A 19,241-nucleotide genomic window follows, 5' to 3' on the forward strand; every position below is an offset into this window, starting at 1 on the left:
TTCTTTTGTACACTTGATCATGATCATCAAATATAATAAATTTTAAAATCAATGCCTTTTAATCTCTTATATTCTTTTTCGAGATTTTGATACACGCTTTTTGCATCTCTTTGCTCTTTTTTGTAAGCACTATCGTTCGATTTATTCGAAGAGTTATAATATGCATAATATGAACCATTTAACTGAGCATATTCCCTGTGTATCAATCTTCTTCCGTCAGAAGATACTATATACGTCTCATATGAATATGTAGATCCTTCGATATGACGAACATAGAATACCCCATCTTTATATTTTATAGAATCTTTTGTTTCAAGGGTACCTGCATATCTAACCGGTTCATTTTTTCTCTTAGTATAAAATGTATAGCTATTACTATTACCGGAACTGGTAACTATTAAAATCTCTCCGTCATAACCTACTGAATGTTTCCCTTCAGCATATGCATAACTGCCATCTTTACAATTATCAAATTCATGAAAAATCTCCCAAAATTCATTGTATGATGTAGTTCCGGGATTATGACTTCCTGATAAAGCAGACTCATTCTCCGCCATCGCAAACTCAACTGTTTCCGTGGTTTCAACAGACATCATTCCCCTGATTGCCTGCGCTCCTACACATCCCGTAGCCGCAAGCATTCCTGCGGTCGCAAGTCCTGTTACTAAGTGTACTACTTTTTTATTCATTTCTGTCCCCTTTCCTTTTAGACAAGTGCCCCGACCAATACCTGATATTTGTTAGTCGGTCTGTTAATAAAACAAATGCGCGGAGTCTTCTAAAACCCCACGCAATTGTTATACCATGCTTCATATTTTGTTGTCAAATTTGTAATTATTTAGACGCATAATTTTTATAAGTTGTATTATTAAAAAATAGCATTTGCATTAGCATATCGATCCATGTAATCCATTAAAGTCCATATGTCGGCGCTAAACTTTGTTCTTTGATTATTATCATGCGTGGATGGATTGTAGTATGCGTAAAATACATTATCTTTAAATGTTTGCCTTATATATTCCACGTGTAAAAGTCTTTTACCGTCATCTGATACCGCATATGTTTCCACAGCACGATTGACAGCACCCTCAGTGTTAAATAACCATAAACGGTTTACATCACAACGTATGGGAGAATCTGATCTAAGCAGCCCTATACATTGTAAATAACCGTTTTCATTTCTGGTAAAAACAAATACTGAATAAAAACCATTGGTATGTTTTGCAATCCCATAAATAGCACCGTCGTAATGCAACCTTCCAAAATTACTATCTACCACGAAAGCCGAACTTTCATCACCAAAACGAGATTCCAAGACATCATATATATTTGTATATTCTGTAAGGAAGTAATAATCATTCTCACTACTGAAGGCCAAGCCTGAATCGTTATTCTCCTCCATCACATACTCAACTGTCTCTGTAATCTTCTGTCTGCCTGTCATCTGCACGCCTAAAAGACCGGTAACCGCAAGCATTCCTGCTGATGCAAGGCATAGCGGTACCATTAATTTTTGCTTATTCATTTTTCTCTCCTTCCGCTCATAAGTGTTAAGTTCTGACAAGCTTATTTATAACATTATTCATGTTACATCGTCAAACAGCACGCAAATTTATTTTTGAACTTATTGCTCCTATGTATTTTACTTTTTTATTTTTCTGCTTAGTTCCCCATAAAGTTCCCTAGCTTTCATAACATCTCCCCCAGTTATAGGCAAAGCACCGTCTCCGCCGTATACCATCCTGTAATATGCGCCAAAAACTTCCTTTGCCTGCGTCTGAAATTCCGAAGGAATTCGCTTAACATAATCGGAAAGAAGACCTCTGTCCGTAAAGTTATCGGCGGATTTCTTGCGCACCGATTTCTTTATGCCGGCAACATCCATCTCAAGCTTTTTATCAAGCGAAGCCAGTCTGTATCTAATGTTTTGAATCGCTTTTATTCCAAACACCAAAACAAGAAGAAGTATTACCACGCTTGCAATAACAGGAAGAACCACGCGTATAAGCTCATACGCAAGACTCTTTTCTTTATTATCATCGTCATCATCCGCTTTATCCGGCGTGATCACGGGAGCATGACTTGGTTCATATCCGTATTGTACCTGCTCGGTTTCTTCTACGCGTACTCTGTTCCAGGTATTATCTTCCTGAGATCTGTAGGCGCTTGTGGGCTCAAAAGGCACCCATCCTACGTTTTCTATATATGCCTCGGGCCAAGCGTGAGCGCATCTTCCGCTCACATCATATGAATCAGCTTTCTCAAACGGAAAAACATAGTGGTAGCCAACGCAGGCTCTTGCCGGGATTCCGGAAAGCCTAAGAAGCATCACCATCGAAGAAGTATAGTGTATGCAATATCCTTCGCCTGTCTCAAACAAAAACCGCTCTGCAAGCGCACTTGCGCCCTTCGATGTATTGATATCATAAGTCGTATTTCCGGTGCTCTCAACATCCGTTGAATACTTGTACTGTCTTAAGTATTTCTCTATAGTGCGGCACTTGTCATAGTCGGAAGAAACGCCCTCCGTCAGCTCTTTTGCCAGCATGGAAAGCTCAGCGCCTGCTCCGTTTGTATCAAGATACTCGAAAACGGAATTTACCGAAAAGCCCTTTGCACACACCGCGTCGTATTCTTCGCGGCTTACATACTTATCAAGATTTGGGCCATATGTCTTCCTGAAATAATCGCACGCTTCGTCAAAAGACATCGCCTCCATGTTTTTTCCATTGTCTCTTAAAAGCTCCGAAAGGTACGGACTTCCGTAATCAATATTTAAATATGTCACGTTAAGCGCATATCCCTTTTTATGAACGGAGCTAGCTCTTCCGCCTTCGACCGCCTTGCCCGCGGATTCAAGATAAAGAGCATTAAGAGGCGCAATCTCATCGTTAGTCTTAAGATAAGCATATTCAAGCTGAATCGAACCAATCTCGGAAAAGAGCTTCGCCGTCTCTTTATCAATGTTGTTGTTATGAAGGAAATTGACAAACGTTACTATCTGAGTCTTATCGCTTCCCTTTCCTCCGGAAAGATACATCGTCCTACGCCTTTTTATCTTGGCCCCGCTCTCGTCCTCTAAAACAAAATACGGTCTTTCATAGGTCTTAAGCTTAAGCTGCGTAGTATCGGAAAGCGACACCTTTCCGCCTGTAACGCCCAGGTTACTGTAGCCCGACTTATACGTTTCGCCGCTAAAGATATCGGGCATGTAGTAGTTAAAAGAGCTTATGAATCTGTCACCAAATTCAAGAGCTTTAGTCCAGTCTATTGGCTTTTCGGGCTTAGGAATAACCAAGACAAGCAGCCCCAGTATCATGAAGAAATAAAACGGAAAAGCTTCTCTTGTCTGAAAAAGTTTTTTCTCGCAAAAGATCTTTTGAACCGAGGATAAGATCAGTATCAGAATTGACACGAATAAAACCGTCGCCGTGATCTTGCCCGCAAATTCAGCGTCTTTTTCAAAATAAAGATATAAAGACAAAGCGCCAAGCACAAAGCTTCCGATAGTGATCACCGTTTTTTTCTTTGGAAGTAAAACGAAGACAATCCTTAAAACCGCGGCAAGAAGTGCCGAGGCTGCGATACCCTGAAATGCCGATTTATTTAATAAAAAGAATATGAGAACACTCGGAAGAACCGAGAATACCGCGGAAACTCTTTTGCCCACGAACATCTCAAAAACATGGCCTATACATGCATAGAATGCAAAAAAGGCAATCGTCGCAAATATAAAGCTTTGGCTGTAGTACGCATCAAAAGAACTGCCAAGAAAGGTAAGGCTCTCAAGGCATATAACAAGAAGTGAAAAGACAAAAATATGAAGCTGAAATTCATCAGATAACAGCACAGTATTCTTCTCCGCTCTTTGGTCTTTCTCTGATGAGGATGATCGTTTCATCGCCATAGCTGCTCCTGTCCGTAATCATCTCTTTTAGCTTGGTAACTTCCGCATCCGAACTATAGAAAATCCCGTCCGCGACGGTGTTGTAAAACTCAAGAAAACTCTCGTAGGAATTAACTGTTTTTTCCCTGATCGTACCCGACGGATAGATGAGCTTAACGGGAACGCCCTGCCCCGCAAAGTTAAATGCACACGATACGATGAGTTCAAGGAAGCGGTCTCTATCCTTCAGAAACTGCGTATCCCACTTGATCTCGGGAACGTCCGCCGCTTCGAGGATCATGGTGAGCGTTCGTTTTTCTTTTTTATCGGGAAGTCTTACAACGAGTTCTCCCAGCTTTGCCGAAATCTTCCAGTTGATCGACGAAATCGAATCGCCTTTTTCATACGCTCTCATATCGCTGCCCGGAATATCTTCATTCTGAACGGTGCTCTTAAGGCCGGTGCTGTTAACTATGTTCTCGATATCTACAATGCCATCGCCGACGTCCGTGATCCGCGGACTTACTATAGCCCTGAAGTTATACGGCACCTTAAATCTCACCGTAAAGATTCCAAAAGGATCCGTAAAAGAAACATTTCCCGCGCCGACATCGTAGGCCCCCGCGTATCTGCAGCTAAGCCCCGACTTAAGTTCTTTTCTCTTAAAAGAATCGAGACTAACCTCAGTTCCGTCCTCGATATCTTTGAGTACGCACCTGTCCACGTACGTTGCAAGCTTCATTCTGTAGATGGGAAGAACGCCGTCGTTTTCAAGCGCAAGCGTAAACTCATGCTCGTCGCCTTTTAGTACCTTATGCACATCCATAGTCTGATAAATTGAAAGGAACTTGTAATTTACAAAGATGTATGCAAACGAAACGGGAATCAGAAGGAGCATGGCATAGAGCCACACAAAAGAGACCGCTCCTCCGAAAAAGCTTGAAAAGACCAGACTCGCAATAAGAAAAACAAGATATAGGCATACGCCTTTTTTATGAAAAGTGATCCTCATGATACACTTACTTTCTCTAAGATCTGTTTTACCAGGAACTCTTTTTCAACTCTTCCCATCTTGGCCTGAGTCGTCAGGATGATCCTGTGCGGAAGTGTCATGGCTGCGGCGTTTGCAATGTCTTCGGGAATGCAGTAATCTCTTTCATCTACGTAGGCAAGAGCCTGCGCGTATCTAAGCATGGACAAAAGAGCTCTCGAAGAAGCTCCGACAGCGACTTCGGGATTGCTTCTGGTAGCCTCAACTATTTTTACCGCATATGACAGAAGGTCGTCATGAATGCCGATCTTCTCAGCCTCTGCGCGCATATCCAAAATATCTTTTCCCGAAAGAACAGGCTCTGTCTTGGCATGGAGCGTTCCCTCAAGGAAGCTCTTAGCCATGTTTACGGAAGCGCTCGTCTTAGGGTATCCTACGGAGATCTTGATCATAAATCTGTCAAGCTGCGACTCGGGAAGCGGATATGTGCCCGCCTGCTCTGAAGGATTCTGCGTTCCGATAACCATAAACGGCTGCGGAACCGGAATATCTTTTCCGTCTATAGTAACCTTGTGCTCTTCCATGACCTCCAAAAGAGCCGCCTGTGTCTTGGGCGATGTCCTGTTGAGCTCATCGGCAAGCACAATGCTGTTTACTATAGGTCCTTCCATGACTTTAAATTCGTTTTTGTTGGAATCGTACATTGAAAATCCCGTGATATCTGACGGTGTCGTATCCGGTGTACATTGAATTCTTGCAAAAGAAATAGAGAGCGCATCGGAAAGCGCCTTGGCAAGCGTCGTTTTTCCTACACCGGGAACATCTTCAAGCAGAACATGCCCGCCTGCGATGAGCGTCGCTATGACTTTGTCGATCACGTCGCCCTTTCCCACAATTCTCTCTTCCATGCATCTTTTAAGCCCCAAAACTTTTTCTCTCATACCTTCACCCCATACGTATTATTGATATTAATTATACCTTACAGTCGTACACTCAACCACTCATTTAAAGCCATCTTCTAATCAAACTTGCAATTATCACAATTAAGTTGTATAAAGATATGTGCTGCAAAATTAGATTATTATTTTGAGTGGGAGAAATGATTATGGCTGATAGAAAAGAACTTGCGGTAGAACTTAAGCACAACGGTCACAACTGCTGTCAGGCAGTGCTCGTTGCTTTTGCGGATAAGGTTGATTATTCCGAGGATGAGCTTCGTAAAATGGGCGCTTCCTTTGGCATAGGTATGGGATGCATGGAGGCCACATGCGGTGCACTTATCGGTGCTCAGATCCTCCTTGGACTTATTAAATTCGACGGAAAACCCGTTATCCGTGAGGCAGGCGAATTATATAAAGAGTTTGAAGCAAAATGCGGCGCAGGCACATGCAAGATCCTCAAAGGGATCGAAACCGGCAAAGTGCTGTGCGAATGCGACGACTGCGTACGTAATGCCGTAGAGATACTTGAAAAATATATTGGAGAATAATAGGTAAAAATGAAAAAGAACAATTTAATCTTGGTCGGTATGCCCGCATCGGGTAAAAGCACCGTCGGTGTCATACTTGCCAAAATCCTGGGTTATAATTTCGTTGATGCGGATATTGTCATCCAGAAAAAAGACGGACGTAAGCTGTCCGAGATAATTGAAGCCGAAGGAATCGAAGGCTTTATTGAGATTGAAAACAAAGTAAATTCTGAGATTGAAACAGAGAAGACCGTCATCGCAACAGGCGGAAGCGTTGTCTACGGAAAAGAGGCGATGGAGCACTACAAGAACATCGGCCGGGTAATCTACCTTAAGGTAGATATGGATATTCTTTCCAAGCGCCTTAGAAACGCCAAGCAGCGCGGCGTCGTAATGCGCAAGGATCAGTCACTTATCTCTCTCTACAACGAGAGAAGCCCTCTGTACGAAAAATACGCCGATATCACCATTGATGAAAAAGACCATTCGATGGAAGAAGTTATCGCGGACATACTTGCAAAGATCTAAATAAAAACAGAGCATGGAAAACTAATTTCCATGCTCTGTTTAATTTATCTTCCTGTATAAGATCCGATCTCAACATCCTTAGCCTTGTTGAAATAGATATCCCAAAGCGCAAGATAATCATCCATGTCACCATCGAAAGCTACCTTGTTACTTTCGATGTTTGAATCATTGGTATATCCCCAAAGATCGGAATCAACATAGTCCTTATGTACAATTCTCTTTCCATCGGGAGCGATAAGATATGTTTCAAAAGCTTCTTCTACACTCGGTGCCTCTATATTGCATGCATAGATAACGCCGTCCTTATATCTAAGATCTTGATTTGTATAAAGACATCCTGCACATCTTACCTTTTTTTCTCCGTTCTTTCTTGTAAAGAACCAATACTGACCACCGTCCTTCTTGTCAGCATCGTCATCATGCTGCTTGGAAACAAGGACCGCTCCGTCAAAGCCCTTTACATAAATCAAAGCAAATCCGTCTGAATTATTAGCATGTGGAGCCCACTCAGTCACTTCCCAAATTTCAGAAAAATCTGTCTCACCACGAGTTGTACCTGCCTTTTCTTCACAACTTGTCAAGCTTGAATAATTGCTCTCGATCTTGCAATCTACAGTCTCAATTACCTTTATCTGTGATGCTGTAGCAACACCGAAAACTCCTGCTGTTGTAAGAATACCCGCAGCAATACCTGCAATTAACTTTACTCCCATTTTTTTCATAATAATCAATCCTTTCGTTTATAAGCGATACTTTTGCTTTTTCAATTAAGCAAATAAAAAATACATGAGTGTTATGTTTTATAACACTCATGTATTTTGTTATACTACTTTTTACAAATTATGTCAAGTTTATTTACAATTTATTTTTTTACTTGAATAAACCCGCATGGTTCAAAGTTTTGTGTTGCAACATTTAGAAACTTTTTTCATAAATCATCTCTTGAATAAAAATTTTTAGGACATTTTTGCAACGTGATCAAACTCATCCGTAATCTCCTGCTCAGGAGCTTTTGTGATAAGACTGACTGCTACAATAACAATGATCGCTACGAGGAACGCAGGAGCAAGCTCATACAGATCCCATACGCCGCCCATGGGCCTTACAACGTATTTCCAGATAAATACCATGAGTCCGCCTGCCACCATACCTGCAATCGCTCCGTAACGATTGGTTCTCTTCCAGTACAGTGAAAGAAGCATTATAGGTCCGAACACAGCTCCGAATCCCGCCCATGCAAATGATACTATTCCGAATACCGAACTCTTGGGATCCCAGGCTATGATAACACCAAGTACGGCAACTGTAATAAGCGTTGCCCTTGCAGTGATCATGGCTGCCGTCTCGGAAAGATTGATTCCGAAGGTCTCCTGAATAATGTTTTCAGAAACGGATGACGAAGCCGCTATAAGCTGCGAATCCGCTGTCGACATTGTTGATGCAAGGATACCTGCAAGAACAAGCCCCGCAAGAAGTGCAAATATAAATCCGTTTTCACTTATCTTTTGCGCAAGTACAATAATAAGCCTCTCCGCTTCCGATGAGTTTGAAGGATCATCTGCCATAATGAGGCTTGAAAGTTCTCCTCCGACTGTGAGTGCTCTTCCGACAACACCGATAATTATAGCAATTGCAAGAGAGAACACTACCCAAACGGAAGCAATTCTTCTTGAAACCTTAAGCTCTGAGGACTTTCTGATAGCCATAAATCTAAGCAAGATATGCGGCATTCCAAAATATCCAAGTCCCCAGCAGAACATTGTTATCTTGTTGAATATTCCGTAAGGAGCCGCTGATCCGTCAGCGTTTAAATGTGTAGCGTTCATACTGAGGTAACCAGCAAGCGTAGCAGCATTTTCTTTTACTGCGCCAAATCCTCCTGCGGTTACAACGCCGTATCCAAGAATGAAGAAAAGAGCCACTGTCATAACAATGGACTGAATGAAGTCAGTCTTGGATGCCGCAAGGAATCCACCTGTTGTTGTATATCCGACGATGATAACAGCCGATGCCATCATGGCAAGCTGATAATTAACTCCGAAGAATGATGAAAAGAGCTTTCCGCAAGCCGCAAATCCTGATGCCGTGTACGGCACAAAGAACACCAAAATGAAGAATGCGCCTATGCACAAAATAATATTGCTGTTATCTTTAAATCTCTTTTTGAAATAATCAGGAATAGTGATGGCATCGAGCTTCTCCGTATAGTTACGAAGACGTCTTGCCGTGAAAAGCCAGTTAAGATAAGTTCCGGCGATAAGTCCGAGGCACGTCCAACCTGCATCTGCAATTCCCGAAAGATATGCAAGTCCGGGTACACCCATCAATAGATATGCGCTCATGTCCGATGCTTCCGCGCTCATCGCGGTTACGAACGGTCCAAGCTTTCTTCCCCCCAAATAGAAGTCCTTGACGTCATTGGTCTCTCTAGAGCTGACAAAGCCTACAAGAAGCATTCCGGCAAGGTAGACAAAAATGGAAATAATAATGCCAATCTGTGATAGTGTCATTTTATTTACCCCTTTCTATAACCCAATACTTTATTAGTTTATCAAATTAAAATGTGGGAGTAAATAACCTAAACGATGCACTTATAAAAGTATTAGAAAAAAAAATCCCCATGTGGCAGATACCACATGGGGACTATCATACATATGGAATTACGCGTTAACGATCTTGCCGAAGTCGGGCTTAAGGCTTGCGCCACCGATAAGTCCGCCGTCGATGTTGGGCTTTGAAAGAAGCTCAGCAGCGTTGCCGGCATTCATTGATCCACCGTACTGGATACGAACTTCATCAGCTGTAGCCTGATCATAAAGCTTAGCGATAAGAGCACGGATAAGTGCACAAACCTCTTCAGCCTGATCTGCTGTAGCTGTCTCGCCTGTTCCGATAGCCCAGATAGGCTCGTATGCGATAACAAGCTTCTTAACCTGATCAGCTGTTACACCGTCAAGATCCCAAGTGATCTGTCTCTCGATCCACTCTTTGTAAGTATCAGCCTTACGAAGAGCAAGAGACTCACCACAACAAAGGATAGGTGTAAGGCCTGAAGCAAATGCCTTCTTAACCTTCTGGTTGATAAGGATATCGTTCTCTCCGAAGATATCTCTTCTCTCTGAATGTCCGATGATGATGTACTCAACACCTGCATCCTTGAGCATAGGAGCTGAAATCTCTCCTGTGTATGCACCGCTGTCTACGATGTAGAAGTTCTCAGCACCAACGTGTACGTTTGTGCCCTTAACTGCCTCTACAACAGGAACGATGTCTATAGCGGGTACGCAATATACAACATCTACAGCGTCATTCTTAACAAGATCTTTAAGCTCATTACAAAGAGCAACAGCCTCACTGGGAGTCTTGTTCATCTTCCAGTTTCCTGCAATAATTCTTCTACGTGCCATTATGTTCACCTCATTCTCATCTATTGTCTGCAGCATATACGCCGGGAAGCTTCTTACCTTCAAGGAACTCAAGTGAAGCTCCGCCACCTGTTGAAATGTGGCTCATCTTATCAGCATATCCAAGCTGGTTAACAGCTGCTGCACTATCACCACCACCGATGATTGTTGTAGCAGATGTCTCTGAAAGTGCCTTAGCAACTTCCTTAGTACCTGTAGCAAGAACAGGGTTCTCGAATACACCCATAGGTCCGTTCCATACTACTGTCTTAGCAGACTTAACTGCATCAGCGTAAAGAGCGATTGTCTTAGGTCCGATATCTGCACCCTCTTTGTCAGCAGGGATCTTATCAGCATCAACGATCGTTGTAGCAATTGAAGGATCGTCGATAGGATTCGGGAAATCATCGATGCATACTGTATCGATAGGAAGAAGAAGCTTCTTGCCTGACTTCTCAGCCTTCTCCATCATTTCCTTACAATAGTCGATCTTAGTCTCATCAAGGAGTGACTTACCGATCTCATATCCCTTAGCCTTAAGGAATGTGTAAGCCATACCACCACCGATGATAAGTGTATCGCACTTCTCAAGAAGTGTGTTGATAACGTTAAGCTTGTCAGCAACCTTAGCACCACCGAGGATAGCTACGAAAGGTCTTACAGGATTCTCAACCGCATTTCCGAGGAAATCGATCTCTTTCTGCATAAGGTATCCAACAACGTTGCTGCCACCCTTCTCTGTGATGAACTTTGTTACGCCTGCAACTGAAGCGTGTGCTCTGTGAGCTGAACCGAAAGCATCGCATACATAATCGTCTGCAAGATCGGCAAGCTCTTTTGCAAAAGCATCTCCGGCCTCTTCGGGCTTAGTCTCTTCTTTGCCTCTGAAACGAGTATTCTGAAGAAGAACTACATCTCCCTCGTTCATAGCTTCAACAGCTGCTGTAGCATCAGCGCCTGTTACGTTGTAATCGGCAATGAACTTAACGTCCTTGCCAAGCTTCTCTGAAAGTCTCTTTGCAACGGCTGCAAGTGACTCGCCCTCGTTGGGGCCGTTCTTAACCTTTCCAAGGTGTGAGCAAAGGATAACCTTTCCTCCGTCAGCGATAAGCTTCTTGATTGTAGGAAGAGCTGCAACGATTCTTGTCTCGTCAGTGATCTCACCGTTCTTAAGAGGTACGTTGAAATCGCAACGAACAAGTACGCGTCTGCCCTTTACGTTGATGTCATCTACGGATTTCTTATTTAATCCCATATTTGTTCTCCTTTATAAAAAATGAAGGGTCCTGGTCCAAACGGACCGGACCCTTTTTAGTAATCCTAATTCATAAGGAAGTTCTGCTCTCGCGCTTCCTCACTTCACAAGGAAATTCGACTCTCGCGCCTTTCCTAATAAGGAAGTTCTGCTCTCGCGCCTTACTAATAAGGAGGTTACGCCTCGCAATGCTCGCCGTAACACGTTCGAACCAGACTCAAAAAAACTTCATCAGGTTCTCACAGCCGCCCGAACTAAGTGCGAACCAACCGCTCGGGAATACCTCCCGGGGTTCTTACTTAACGAACTTCTCGAAATACTTGATTGTACGAACCATCTGTGATGTGTATGAGTTCTCGTTGTCATACCATGAAACAACCTGAACTTCATAGAGGTCATCACCGATCTTGTTAACCATTGTCTGTGTAGCATCGAAGAGTGAACCATATGTCATTCCAACGATATCAGATGAAACGATCTCATCCTCGTTGTATCCGAATGTCTCAGGATCAGAAGCCTTCTTCATAGCCTCGTTGATAGACTCCTTAGTTACCTCTGTGCTTGACTTAACAACTGCGAAGAGAAGTGTTGTTGAACCTGTAGGAACAGGAACTCTCTGAGCAGCTCCGATGAGCTTGCCGTTAAGTTCAGGGATAACAAGGCCGATAGCCTTAGCAGCACCTGTTGAGTTAGGAACGATGTTAACAGCGCCTGCACGTGCTCTTCTAAGGTCACCCTTTCTCTGAGGTCCGTCAAGGATCATCTGATCACCTGTGTAAGCATGGATTGTTGCCATGATACCAGACTGGATAGGTGCATAATCGTTAAGAGCCTTAGCCATAGGTGCAAGGCAGTTTGTTGTGCAAGATGCAGCTGAGATGATGTTGTCATCTGCTGTAAGTGTGTTGTGGTTAACGTTATATACGATTGTAGGAAGATCATTTCCTGCAGGAGCAGAAATAACAACCTTCTTAGCACCGGCATCGATATGAGCCTGTGCCTTAGCCTTGGATGTATAGAAACCTGTGCACTCAAGAACTACGTCTACACCGATCTGTCCCCAAGGAAGGTTCTTAGCGTCTGCCTCTTTGTAAATTGTGATCTCTTTGCCGTTAACTGTGATTGAGTTCTCGCTGAAAGATACCTTGTCAGCGTACTTGTACTTGCCCTGTGATGAATCATACTTAAGAAGATGAGCAAGCATCTTAGGATCTGTAAGATCGTTGATTGCTACGATCTCTGTTCCCTCATGCTCAAACATCTGTCTGAAAGCAAGACGTCCGATACGACCAAAACCATTGATTGCTACTTTAACTGCCATTTTAAGTTCCTCCTAAAATGAATTTAATTAATATAATTGCTGTTACATTAAATATCATAAGAATTGATAATTTTTTATCAGCAACTCTAATTCTAATAAAAAATGTAGCATAAATCAAGTAAGAATATTAAAATAATCCTGAGGAAATTCCACAGAAAAAAATATGATTTCCCTATCTCATTTTTATAAAGAACGGAGTGATACAATGATCCCCACATCAGATTACCATCTACACACACATAACTCCTCTGACAGCACGGCTTCAATGGAATCTATGATAGAGAGCGCTCTGTCAAAGGGACTTACGGATATATGTTTTACGGATCACCTTGATCTTGATTATCCTCACTACGACGATCTTCCAAAGGACGCCTTTTTGCTTGATACCAAGGCATATCATAAAGAAATCTCTTTTTACCGGGAAAAATATAAAGACAGGATCCACATAGGATACGGTGTCGAGGTCGGCATGCAGACTCACATCGCCAAGGAAAACTCCGATTTCGTTAAGGCAGAGCCCTTCGATTTTGTCATCGCATCGATCCATCTTATTAATAGAAAAGACCCTTATTATCCCGATTTCTGGGATGGCGTCGAACCTGCAAAGATGCTTAAAGACTACTTCGAGCTCACTCTGGAAAACCTCAAAGTTTTCAACGACTATGACGTACTCGGGCACCTCGATTATCTTACCCGATATGTTCCGGATGGTGATAATTCCTATTATTCCTATCAAAGCTACAATAAGGAGATTGACGCGATTCTCCTTCATATTATCAAGAACAACAAGGGCCTTGACCTTAATTCAAAGCCGATATTCAAAGGAGCAACTGATCCCAATCCGCACCGCGACGTGCTGAAAAGGTATAAAGAGCTGGGTGGAAAGATCATCACCCTTGGCTCAGACGCCCACAAACCGGAAGGAGTCGCAGGTTCTTTTGACGTGTTAAAAGAAATTGCTCTATCTTGCGGGTTCGACGAATATTGCACCTTTGAAAAAAGAGCTCCGATATTCCACAAGCTCTAACGCGCGCGGAAAGCAGTTACTAATAAACGTAAAATAGTGTAAAATCTTAAGTAAAGCAGCATTACCATATTCTTTTATTCTTATGAGCGGGAGGTTGGCATGAAAGCTGATTTTTACACCAAGAGTAAACGTACCAACATATATAATTCCATCTTTATATATAAAGTGGTTTCTCTTTTTGTATTACTTCTTATAACCGTGATGCTGGCATATATCGTCAACAAGAACAAGGAATTTCTTTCAAAGACCGGCTGGCTTATCGGTCTTGTTACGGTATCCATTATTCTATTCGCGATCTCTTTTATCATTGATTTCTATATTCTGAAAAGGACTGCTTCCATAGGCGAAAGGCTCAATAAGATGGCATATCTCGACAGACTAACAGGCCTTCCGAACAGGTATAGCTGCGACCTTTTATTCGAAACCTTCAATGATTCGGACAAGCTCGAAAACGCCGGCTTTATCCTGATGAAGATAAACGATCTGTATAATGTTAATTCCAAAAAAGGTCACGCTCAGGGTAACGATCTCATTGCAGAATTTTGCTACATTCTTGAAGATGTCGGCGAAAGCTACGGCTACATCGGAAGAAACGGCGGAAACGAATTCATACTCCTTATGGAAGATTGCGACTCCAACAACGCCGATATGTTCCTCATGGATCTGACCAAGAGACTCCACGGCTACAACGAGCTCGGCGTCGGCTCTCCGATCGAGATCGCATATGCAAGAGTTCTTAACTCAGACGAAAAGGTAACAAGAATATCCGAGCTTATTTCAAAAGCATACAAGAAATTAAAGGACGCTCCTCAGGTACTTTCATGAAGCACAAACTAAAGAGCTTTACCAAAAATAAAATATTGCCGTTGTCAGTTACCGTTGCTTTGATATTAAGCACCTCGGCCTGCGGTTTTTTCCATAAATCGACAGTTCCCGAAGGCTACGGTAATCTCGGAACGGAAAAGGGCACTCGCGACAACACTCCCGTATGCCTGGTTCCGTCGCATCCGGGAACGGCCACGAAAGATAATGAATTTGCAAGCGTTGATTATTCCAACTCTTCCGAAGGCTATGTATCTGTGCGCTATCTTGGAACTTCACCCAAGGTCAAGCTTCAGATCACGGGACCGGATGAGGTCGTCTACACATACAACCTCAATTCAAAAGAGCCGACGGATGAGATCTTCCCACTCCAATCAGGAGACGGAAGCTACATGATAAATGTATTTGAAAATATAGAAGGAAAAAGATATTCCATTGTCTTTTCCACACAGATCGAAGTTAAACTAAACAGCGAGTTTATGCCGTTTCTTTATCCCAATCAGTTTGTGACCTTCACAGAAGATTCTCTTGGGGTAAAAGAAGCCGAGCAGCTTGCATACCCTTGTGACAACGACCTTGAGGTAATCTCTCAGGTCTACAACTATGTGATAGAAAACATAAGCTACGATCACGATAAAGCAAAATCAGTCGAAAGCAGCTATTTACCCGATATAGATCAGGTTTATACAGACAAAAAAGGCATCTGCCTGGATTACGCGGCACTAATGACCGCCATGCTCAGAAGCCAGAACATCCCCACCAAGATGGAGATCGGTTACGCCGGAACCACCTATCACGCATGGCTCAGCGCATACGTGACGGATATCGGATGGATCAACGGAATGATCGAATTTGACGGCGTCGACTGGTCACTCATGGATCCCACCTTGGCTTCAACAACCAAAAAGAGTAAACTCCGCTCCTTCTTGGACGAGGGTGATAACTACTCTGTAAAATACATCTACTAATTTTCTTACGGAAAAGGGAACAGGCTATGAAAGCTACCTCAAAACAAAAGAAACTAAACAGCTATGAAATATCCGGTTTTTGCAGACAAATGGCTCTGCTCATAAAAGCCGGCATTGCTCCTGTCGACGGAATCGAGATCCTAATGGAAGATTCCAAAGACAAGGCTTCCAAAGCCATACTCGGTAAGATCAGCCAGATATTAAAGAGCGGCGAGAAATTCCACGTTGCCCTTAGGATGAGCGAAGTCTTTCCCGACTACGTGATTCACATGGTCACGATCGGTGAAGAATCGGGAAATATGGACGTTGTAATGGAATCACTCTCCGACTACTATGAACGCGAAGAGTCGATCCGTGAGAACATCAAAAACGCCGTAAGCTATCCACTTATCATGGTGTTCATGATGATGATCGTTATAACAGTCCTTATAGTCAAAGTGCTTCCCATCTTTGAACAGGTTTTTGCTCAGCTCGGAACAGGCATGAGCGGCTTTTCACAGTCGCTTCTCAATATGGGACTTGCACTCAACAGATACTCTTTTATCCTTATAGCAATCCTGGTGCTGCTCGCAGTGGGATTTATATACTTCTCATTTACAGAGCACGGAAAAAGAAATTTCAAAAAGATCATCGCTTCATTCGGTCCCACCAAGCGTCTTGCACAGGAGCTTGAAAGTGAGCGTTTTGCAAGCGGTATGGTACTTACTCTTTCAAGCGGCATAGATACTTATGAAGGTCTTAACCTTGTTAAAAAACTGGTTGAAAGTTCTGACATGAAAGAAAAAATAGACAAGTGCAGAACACTTCTTCTTGACGGTGACAGCTTCCCTGAAGCCGTTGAAAAGACAGGTATATTTACCTCTTTTTACTCGCAGATGGTTGCAGTCGGATTTAAATCCGGCTCGCTTGATAAAGCAATGGCCCAGATCGCGGAGAGATTCGAAAAAGACACGCAAAGGCGCATCTACTCTCTTATCTCTGTACTTGAGCCCACTCTTGTCATCGTTCTTTCTATAATCGTCGGAATGATCCTCATGTCGGTCATCCTCCCTCTTATGGGAATCATGTCCACAATAGGTTAAAAATATGGCACATAGATTCAGATTCAAAGAAAGCTTAATATACGGCATTACAGGTGATTTCTACAGATGGTTTTCCGTTATCATCTTTATTCTCGTTGCGGTTTTTGTATTCCTTGCTATTGATGCATCCGGCAAAAGTACGATCGAGAAGCAGCAGGAATCGCTTGAAAACGCCATTGCCAGAGATATAGTTCAGTGCTATGCGATCGAAGGTCGCTATCCACCCAGTCTTTCATATATCGAAGAGCACTACGGCCTTGTGTATGACGACGCTACTTTTTTTGTGGATTACAGACCGGTCGCAGCCAATCTGTATCCCGATGTCACAGTTATCAAGGTTAACAAATAAGAGGTATTTTATCTGATGGAACTTGAAGGAAAAAGATCTCACGTAATAGATACACTGTTTGTAATCTGCCTTCTTTTTCTTTTTATCATCTGCGCCGTTACGGTGATCATCATCGGTGCGGGCGTGTACAAAAAGAACGTGGAAGCAATGTCCGGAAACTATTCGCACAGAATATCCTGCGCCTATATTTCCGAAAAGATAAGACAGTCCGATGAAAAAGGACGTGTATTCGTCGATAACATATTCGGTCAGAATACACTTGTAATGCAGGATGAAACAGACGGTGTTCTGTATAATACTTACATCTATAATCACGACGGCTATCTTATGGAGCTTTATGCAAGAAGCGATCTGTCAGAGATCTATCCGCAGGCAGGTCAGAAAATCCTTAAGATCAGCTCTTTTGACATAAAAGAAATTGATGACGCCTTTTTCAGAGTACTTGTAACGCTGGATGACGGCACAGTTGAAGATTTTCTGATAACAAGAAGGAGTACAGACACCTGAGCGATGAACGAGAAAAATAATGCCAGATCAAGTTTGTTCCTGATGGAACTTATAATAGCGGTGTTTTTCTTTTCCCTGGCTGCGGCAGTATGCATCAGGCTGTTTGCCTCCGCACATCTAACTGCGGAAAAGACAACGAATCTTAGCCATGCGACTGTTTGGAGTCAAAACCTCGCTGAGGCTTTTTACGCGGGAAAAGGAGATATCAGCGGGATATCTCAGATCTACACGACCGCATATTCAACACCCGATACCGTCATTTTGTTTTTTGACAAGAACTGGAATCTCTACGGAGAGTCAACTACAGATGCTTCATATGAAGCCATCTTAACCGCAAGTAAAAGAAAAGCTTCTGACGTGTACAGCGATGTCACGGATTATAACACCAATCTTAAAGGCGACGCCATGGTAGGTGATATAGCGATCATCGATATCAGAAACACTTCGGATGTTATTTCTTCCATGCCCAAGGATTCAAAAGACATCATCTTTTCGTGCTCTGTTGATTATTACGGCGCGGGAAAGGAGGCGGAATGAAAAGCAAAAGCCGCAGTGCTTCCAGCGTGGGAAGCGCTTCTATACTGCTAATATTTACGGTTCTTTGCCTTATTTCTTTTGCCACACTAACTATTGTAAACTCAAGAGCCGACTACAACTTAAGTAATGACCTTGCAAAGAGGCAGCTTTCCTACTATGAGGCCTGTCACAAAGGAAATGCTTTCGTCGCAGCCGTAAGTTCAGGTTATGATAGTGAAGGCGATAAAGAAATACACCAAGAAAGTATACCGATAAACGATAGTCAATCACTCGATATTACGATAATGTCAAATAGTTCAAAAAAAACATTCAATTCAAACAATAGTTGTAGTATAATTCAATGGCAGATAGTAAACCACGATGATTCCGAGTATGACTACACTCTTCCGGTTGCGGAATAATTTAGTTCATAAAGCGATAAAAAGTGAAATTTATCAAATTTTAATTTTTTATAATAACGTTTTAACGCTCATAATCGAAATCATGTGGTACAATAGATTATGTACTGAACTACTTTTTTTCAAAAATAAAATTGCTTATATTTTTGTGGCAACTAAAAATACTTATTGGAGGTTCAATATGGGAAAAAGAATACTCATTACTGATGACGCCGCTTTCATGCGCATGATGCTCAAAGACATCCTTTCTAAGAACGGATATGAGATTGCAGGAGAAGCTGAGAACGGTAAGGTCGCTATCGAAAAGTATAATGAGTTGAAGCCCGACCTTGTAACTCTTGATATCACAATGCCTGAGCTTGATGGTATCGGTGCCCTTAAGGGAATTAAGGCTGCAGACCCCAACGCTGTTTGCATTATGTGCTCTGCTATGGGTCAGCAGGCTATGGTTATCGAGTCCATTCAGGCCGGAGCTAAAGACTTTATAGTTAAGCCTTTCCAGGCAGACCGTGTACTTGAGGCTGTTAAGAAGGCTATCGGCTAAAGTAATCACTTAGCGGCTGAGAGAACTTGCTGAGGTCTTTTCGAAGCTAGTTTGAACGTCTTCCGTCGAGGGTTTATCCCGAGAGCGGAAGTTCCTTGTTCTATGTTCCGCTACGAGAGTCGAACTTCCTTTTAATGACATTCAAAAGGGAATG

General features: G+C 42.6%; 21 protein-coding genes. 11 read left to right on the forward strand and 10 right to left on the reverse strand.

Annotated elements, in window-relative coordinates:
• Window positions 1-26: 26 nt before the first annotated feature.
• The 5 genes from D6856_RS03335 to D6856_RS03355 form a co-directional block, all read right to left on the reverse strand.
• Window positions 27-689 (reverse strand): hypothetical protein, encoded by a 663-nt coding sequence (locus D6856_RS03335; protein ID WP_120685722.1) that lies wholly within the window; start codon window positions 687-689, stop codon window positions 27-29.
• Between the two features lie 179 nt (window positions 690-868).
• Entirely contained in the window at window positions 869-1,525 is a 657-nt protein-coding gene (locus D6856_RS03340) for a hypothetical protein (protein WP_120685723.1), read from the reverse strand.
• Between the two features lie 117 nt (window positions 1,526-1,642).
• Window positions 1,643-3,901 carry a transglutaminase-like domain-containing protein gene (locus tag D6856_RS03345; RefSeq protein WP_207667260.1) on the reverse strand — a complete coding sequence of 753 codons (2,259 nt, stop codon included), beginning with the start codon at window positions 3,899-3,901 and terminating at the stop codon, window positions 1,643-1,645.
• Window positions 3,837-4,898 (reverse strand): DUF58 domain-containing protein, encoded by a 1,062-nt coding sequence (locus D6856_RS03350; RefSeq protein ID WP_120685725.1) that lies wholly within the window; start codon window positions 4,896-4,898, stop codon window positions 3,837-3,839. The genes D6856_RS03345 and D6856_RS03350 overlap by 65 nt, the downstream gene beginning before the upstream one ends.
• Window positions 4,895-5,818 carry an AAA family ATPase gene (locus tag D6856_RS03355; RefSeq protein ID WP_120685726.1) on the reverse strand — a complete coding sequence of 308 codons (924 nt, stop codon included), beginning with the start codon at window positions 5,816-5,818 and terminating at the stop codon, window positions 4,895-4,897. Before D6856_RS03355 ends, D6856_RS03350 begins: the two co-directional genes overlap by 4 nt.
• Window positions 5,819-5,982: 164 nt before the next feature.
• On the opposite strand from D6856_RS03355, the gene D6856_RS03360 reads away from it, so the two are divergent.
• Together D6856_RS03360 and D6856_RS03365 are read left to right on the forward strand one after the other, a co-directional pair.
• On the forward strand, window positions 5,983-6,366 hold the full coding sequence (locus D6856_RS03360) for a C-GCAxxG-C-C family protein (RefSeq protein WP_243114021.1): 384 nt from the start codon (window positions 5,983-5,985) through the stop codon (window positions 6,364-6,366).
• A 9-nt stretch (window positions 6,367-6,375) separates the two neighbouring features.
• On the forward strand, window positions 6,376-6,873 hold the full coding sequence (locus D6856_RS03365) for a shikimate kinase (RefSeq protein WP_092245784.1): 498 nt from the start codon (window positions 6,376-6,378) through the stop codon (window positions 6,871-6,873).
• A gap of 44 nt (window positions 6,874-6,917) precedes the next feature.
• On the opposite strand, the gene D6856_RS03370 is transcribed toward D6856_RS03365, so the two are convergent.
• From D6856_RS03370 to gap, 5 genes are all read right to left on the reverse strand, one after another.
• Window positions 6,918-7,595 (reverse strand): hypothetical protein, encoded by a 678-nt coding sequence (locus D6856_RS03370; RefSeq protein WP_120685728.1) that lies wholly within the window; start codon window positions 7,593-7,595, stop codon window positions 6,918-6,920.
• Between the two features lie 234 nt (window positions 7,596-7,829).
• Entirely contained in the window at window positions 7,830-9,383 is a 1,554-nt protein-coding gene (locus D6856_RS03375) for a sodium/proline symporter (protein WP_120685729.1), read from the reverse strand.
• Window positions 9,384-9,533: 150 nt separating this feature from the next.
• Window positions 9,534-10,280: a triose-phosphate isomerase gene (gene tpiA / locus D6856_RS03380; RefSeq protein WP_120685730.1), complete on the reverse strand. Its 747-nt coding sequence runs from the start codon at window positions 10,278-10,280 to the stop codon at window positions 9,534-9,536.
• A gap of 16 nt (window positions 10,281-10,296) precedes the next feature.
• A complete protein-coding gene (locus D6856_RS03385; RefSeq protein WP_120685731.1) occupies window positions 10,297-11,532 on the reverse strand; it encodes a phosphoglycerate kinase in 1,236 nt (411 codons plus the stop codon).
• 295 nt (window positions 11,533-11,827) lie between these two features.
• The gene (gene gap, locus D6856_RS03390; protein ID WP_092245802.1) at window positions 11,828-12,853 is read right to left on the reverse strand and encodes a type I glyceraldehyde-3-phosphate dehydrogenase; all 1,026 of its coding nucleotides are present in this window, start codon (window positions 12,851-12,853) and stop codon (window positions 11,828-11,830) included.
• A gap of 205 nt (window positions 12,854-13,058) precedes the next feature.
• On the opposite strand from gap, the gene D6856_RS03395 reads away from it, so the two are divergent.
• The 9 genes from D6856_RS03395 to D6856_RS03435 all read left to right on the forward strand — a co-directional run bounded on the left by D6856_RS03395 (window position 13,059) and on the right by D6856_RS03435 (window position 19,087).
• Window positions 13,059-13,880: a histidinol-phosphatase HisJ family protein gene (locus D6856_RS03395; RefSeq protein ID WP_158588812.1), complete on the forward strand. Its 822-nt coding sequence runs from the start codon at window positions 13,059-13,061 to the stop codon at window positions 13,878-13,880.
• 99 nt (window positions 13,881-13,979) lie between these two features.
• The gene (locus D6856_RS03400) at window positions 13,980-14,705 is read left to right on the forward strand and encodes a GGDEF domain-containing protein (RefSeq protein ID WP_120685733.1); all 726 of its coding nucleotides are present in this window, start codon (window positions 13,980-13,982) and stop codon (window positions 14,703-14,705) included.
• The gene (locus tag D6856_RS03405; RefSeq protein WP_092245812.1) at window positions 14,702-15,670 is read left to right on the forward strand and encodes a transglutaminase domain-containing protein; all 969 of its coding nucleotides are present in this window, start codon (window positions 14,702-14,704) and stop codon (window positions 15,668-15,670) included. The genes D6856_RS03400 and D6856_RS03405 overlap by 4 nt, the downstream gene beginning before the upstream one ends.
• A gap of 26 nt (window positions 15,671-15,696) precedes the next feature.
• Window positions 15,697-16,752 carry a type II secretion system F family protein gene (locus D6856_RS03410; RefSeq protein WP_120685734.1) on the forward strand — a complete coding sequence of 352 codons (1,056 nt, stop codon included), beginning with the start codon at window positions 15,697-15,699 and terminating at the stop codon, window positions 16,750-16,752.
• Between the two features lie 4 nt (window positions 16,753-16,756).
• On the forward strand, window positions 16,757-17,101 hold the full coding sequence (locus D6856_RS03415) for a hypothetical protein (protein WP_120685735.1): 345 nt from the start codon (window positions 16,757-16,759) through the stop codon (window positions 17,099-17,101).
• A gap of 15 nt (window positions 17,102-17,116) precedes the next feature.
• Window positions 17,117-17,608: a DUF4860 domain-containing protein gene (locus D6856_RS03420; RefSeq protein WP_092245821.1), complete on the forward strand. Its 492-nt coding sequence runs from the start codon at window positions 17,117-17,119 to the stop codon at window positions 17,606-17,608.
• Between the two features lie 3 nt (window positions 17,609-17,611).
• Window positions 17,612-18,145, forward strand: coding sequence for a hypothetical protein (locus tag D6856_RS03425; RefSeq protein WP_120685736.1), 534 nt, complete (start codon window positions 17,612-17,614; stop codon window positions 18,143-18,145).
• Window positions 18,142-18,546: a hypothetical protein gene (locus tag D6856_RS03430; protein WP_120685737.1), complete on the forward strand. Its 405-nt coding sequence runs from the start codon at window positions 18,142-18,144 to the stop codon at window positions 18,544-18,546. Before D6856_RS03425 ends, D6856_RS03430 begins: the two co-directional genes overlap by 4 nt.
• A 178-nt stretch (window positions 18,547-18,724) precedes the next feature.
• A complete protein-coding gene (locus D6856_RS03435; protein ID WP_022764589.1) occupies window positions 18,725-19,087 on the forward strand; it encodes a response regulator in 363 nt (120 codons plus the stop codon).
• Window positions 19,088-19,241 lie beyond the last annotated feature (154 nt).

Source organism: Butyrivibrio sp. XB500-5, assembly GCF_003625505.1.
Taxonomy (GTDB): domain Bacteria; phylum Bacillota; class Clostridia; order Lachnospirales; family Lachnospiraceae; genus Butyrivibrio.

Excerpts from the sequence above, each read along its gene's own strand:
- D6856_RS03335 (WP_120685722.1), bottom strand. The coding sequence starts at position 689 with ATGAATAAAAAAGTAGTACACTTAGTAACAGGACTTGCGACCGCAGGA.
- D6856_RS03340 (WP_120685723.1), bottom strand. The coding sequence starts at position 1,525 with ATGAATAAGCAAAAATTAATGGTACCGCTATGCCTTGCATCAGCAGGA.
- D6856_RS03345 (WP_207667260.1), bottom strand. The coding sequence starts at position 3,901 with ATGAAACGATCATCCTCATCAGAGAAAGACCAAAGAGCGGAGAAGAAT.
- D6856_RS03350 (WP_120685725.1), bottom strand. The coding sequence starts at position 4,898 with ATGAGGATCACTTTTCATAAAAAAGGCGTATGCCTATATCTTGTTTTT.
- D6856_RS03355 (WP_120685726.1), bottom strand. The coding sequence starts at position 5,818 with ATGAGAGAAAAAGTTTTGGGGCTTAAAAGATGCATGGAAGAGAGAATT.
- D6856_RS03360 (WP_243114021.1), top strand. The coding sequence starts at position 5,983 with ATGGCTGATAGAAAAGAACTTGCGGTAGAACTTAAGCACAACGGTCAC.
- D6856_RS03365 (WP_092245784.1), top strand. The coding sequence starts at position 6,376 with ATGAAAAAGAACAATTTAATCTTGGTCGGTATGCCCGCATCGGGTAAA.
- D6856_RS03370 (WP_120685728.1), bottom strand. The coding sequence starts at position 7,595 with ATGAAAAAAATGGGAGTAAAGTTAATTGCAGGTATTGCTGCGGGTATT.
- D6856_RS03375 (WP_120685729.1), bottom strand. The coding sequence starts at position 9,383 with ATGACACTATCACAGATTGGCATTATTATTTCCATTTTTGTCTACCTT.
- tpiA (WP_120685730.1), bottom strand. The coding sequence starts at position 10,280 with ATGGCACGTAGAAGAATTATTGCAGGAAACTGGAAGATGAACAAGACT.
- D6856_RS03385 (WP_120685731.1), bottom strand. The coding sequence starts at position 11,532 with ATGGGATTAAATAAGAAATCCGTAGATGACATCAACGTAAAGGGCAGA.
- gap (WP_092245802.1), bottom strand. The coding sequence starts at position 12,853 with ATGGCAGTTAAAGTAGCAATCAATGGTTTTGGTCGTATCGGACGTCTT.
- D6856_RS03395 (WP_158588812.1), top strand. The coding sequence starts at position 13,059 with ATGATCCCCACATCAGATTACCATCTACACACACATAACTCCTCTGAC.
- D6856_RS03400 (WP_120685733.1), top strand. The coding sequence starts at position 13,980 with ATGAAAGCTGATTTTTACACCAAGAGTAAACGTACCAACATATATAAT.
- D6856_RS03405 (WP_092245812.1), top strand. The coding sequence starts at position 14,702 with ATGAAGCACAAACTAAAGAGCTTTACCAAAAATAAAATATTGCCGTTG.
- D6856_RS03410 (WP_120685734.1), top strand. The coding sequence starts at position 15,697 with ATGAAAGCTACCTCAAAACAAAAGAAACTAAACAGCTATGAAATATCC.
- D6856_RS03415 (WP_120685735.1), top strand. The coding sequence starts at position 16,757 with ATGGCACATAGATTCAGATTCAAAGAAAGCTTAATATACGGCATTACA.
- D6856_RS03420 (WP_092245821.1), top strand. The coding sequence starts at position 17,117 with ATGGAACTTGAAGGAAAAAGATCTCACGTAATAGATACACTGTTTGTA.
- D6856_RS03425 (WP_120685736.1), top strand. The coding sequence starts at position 17,612 with ATGAACGAGAAAAATAATGCCAGATCAAGTTTGTTCCTGATGGAACTT.
- D6856_RS03430 (WP_120685737.1), top strand. The coding sequence starts at position 18,142 with ATGAAAAGCAAAAGCCGCAGTGCTTCCAGCGTGGGAAGCGCTTCTATA.
- D6856_RS03435 (WP_022764589.1), top strand. The coding sequence starts at position 18,725 with ATGGGAAAAAGAATACTCATTACTGATGACGCCGCTTTCATGCGCATG.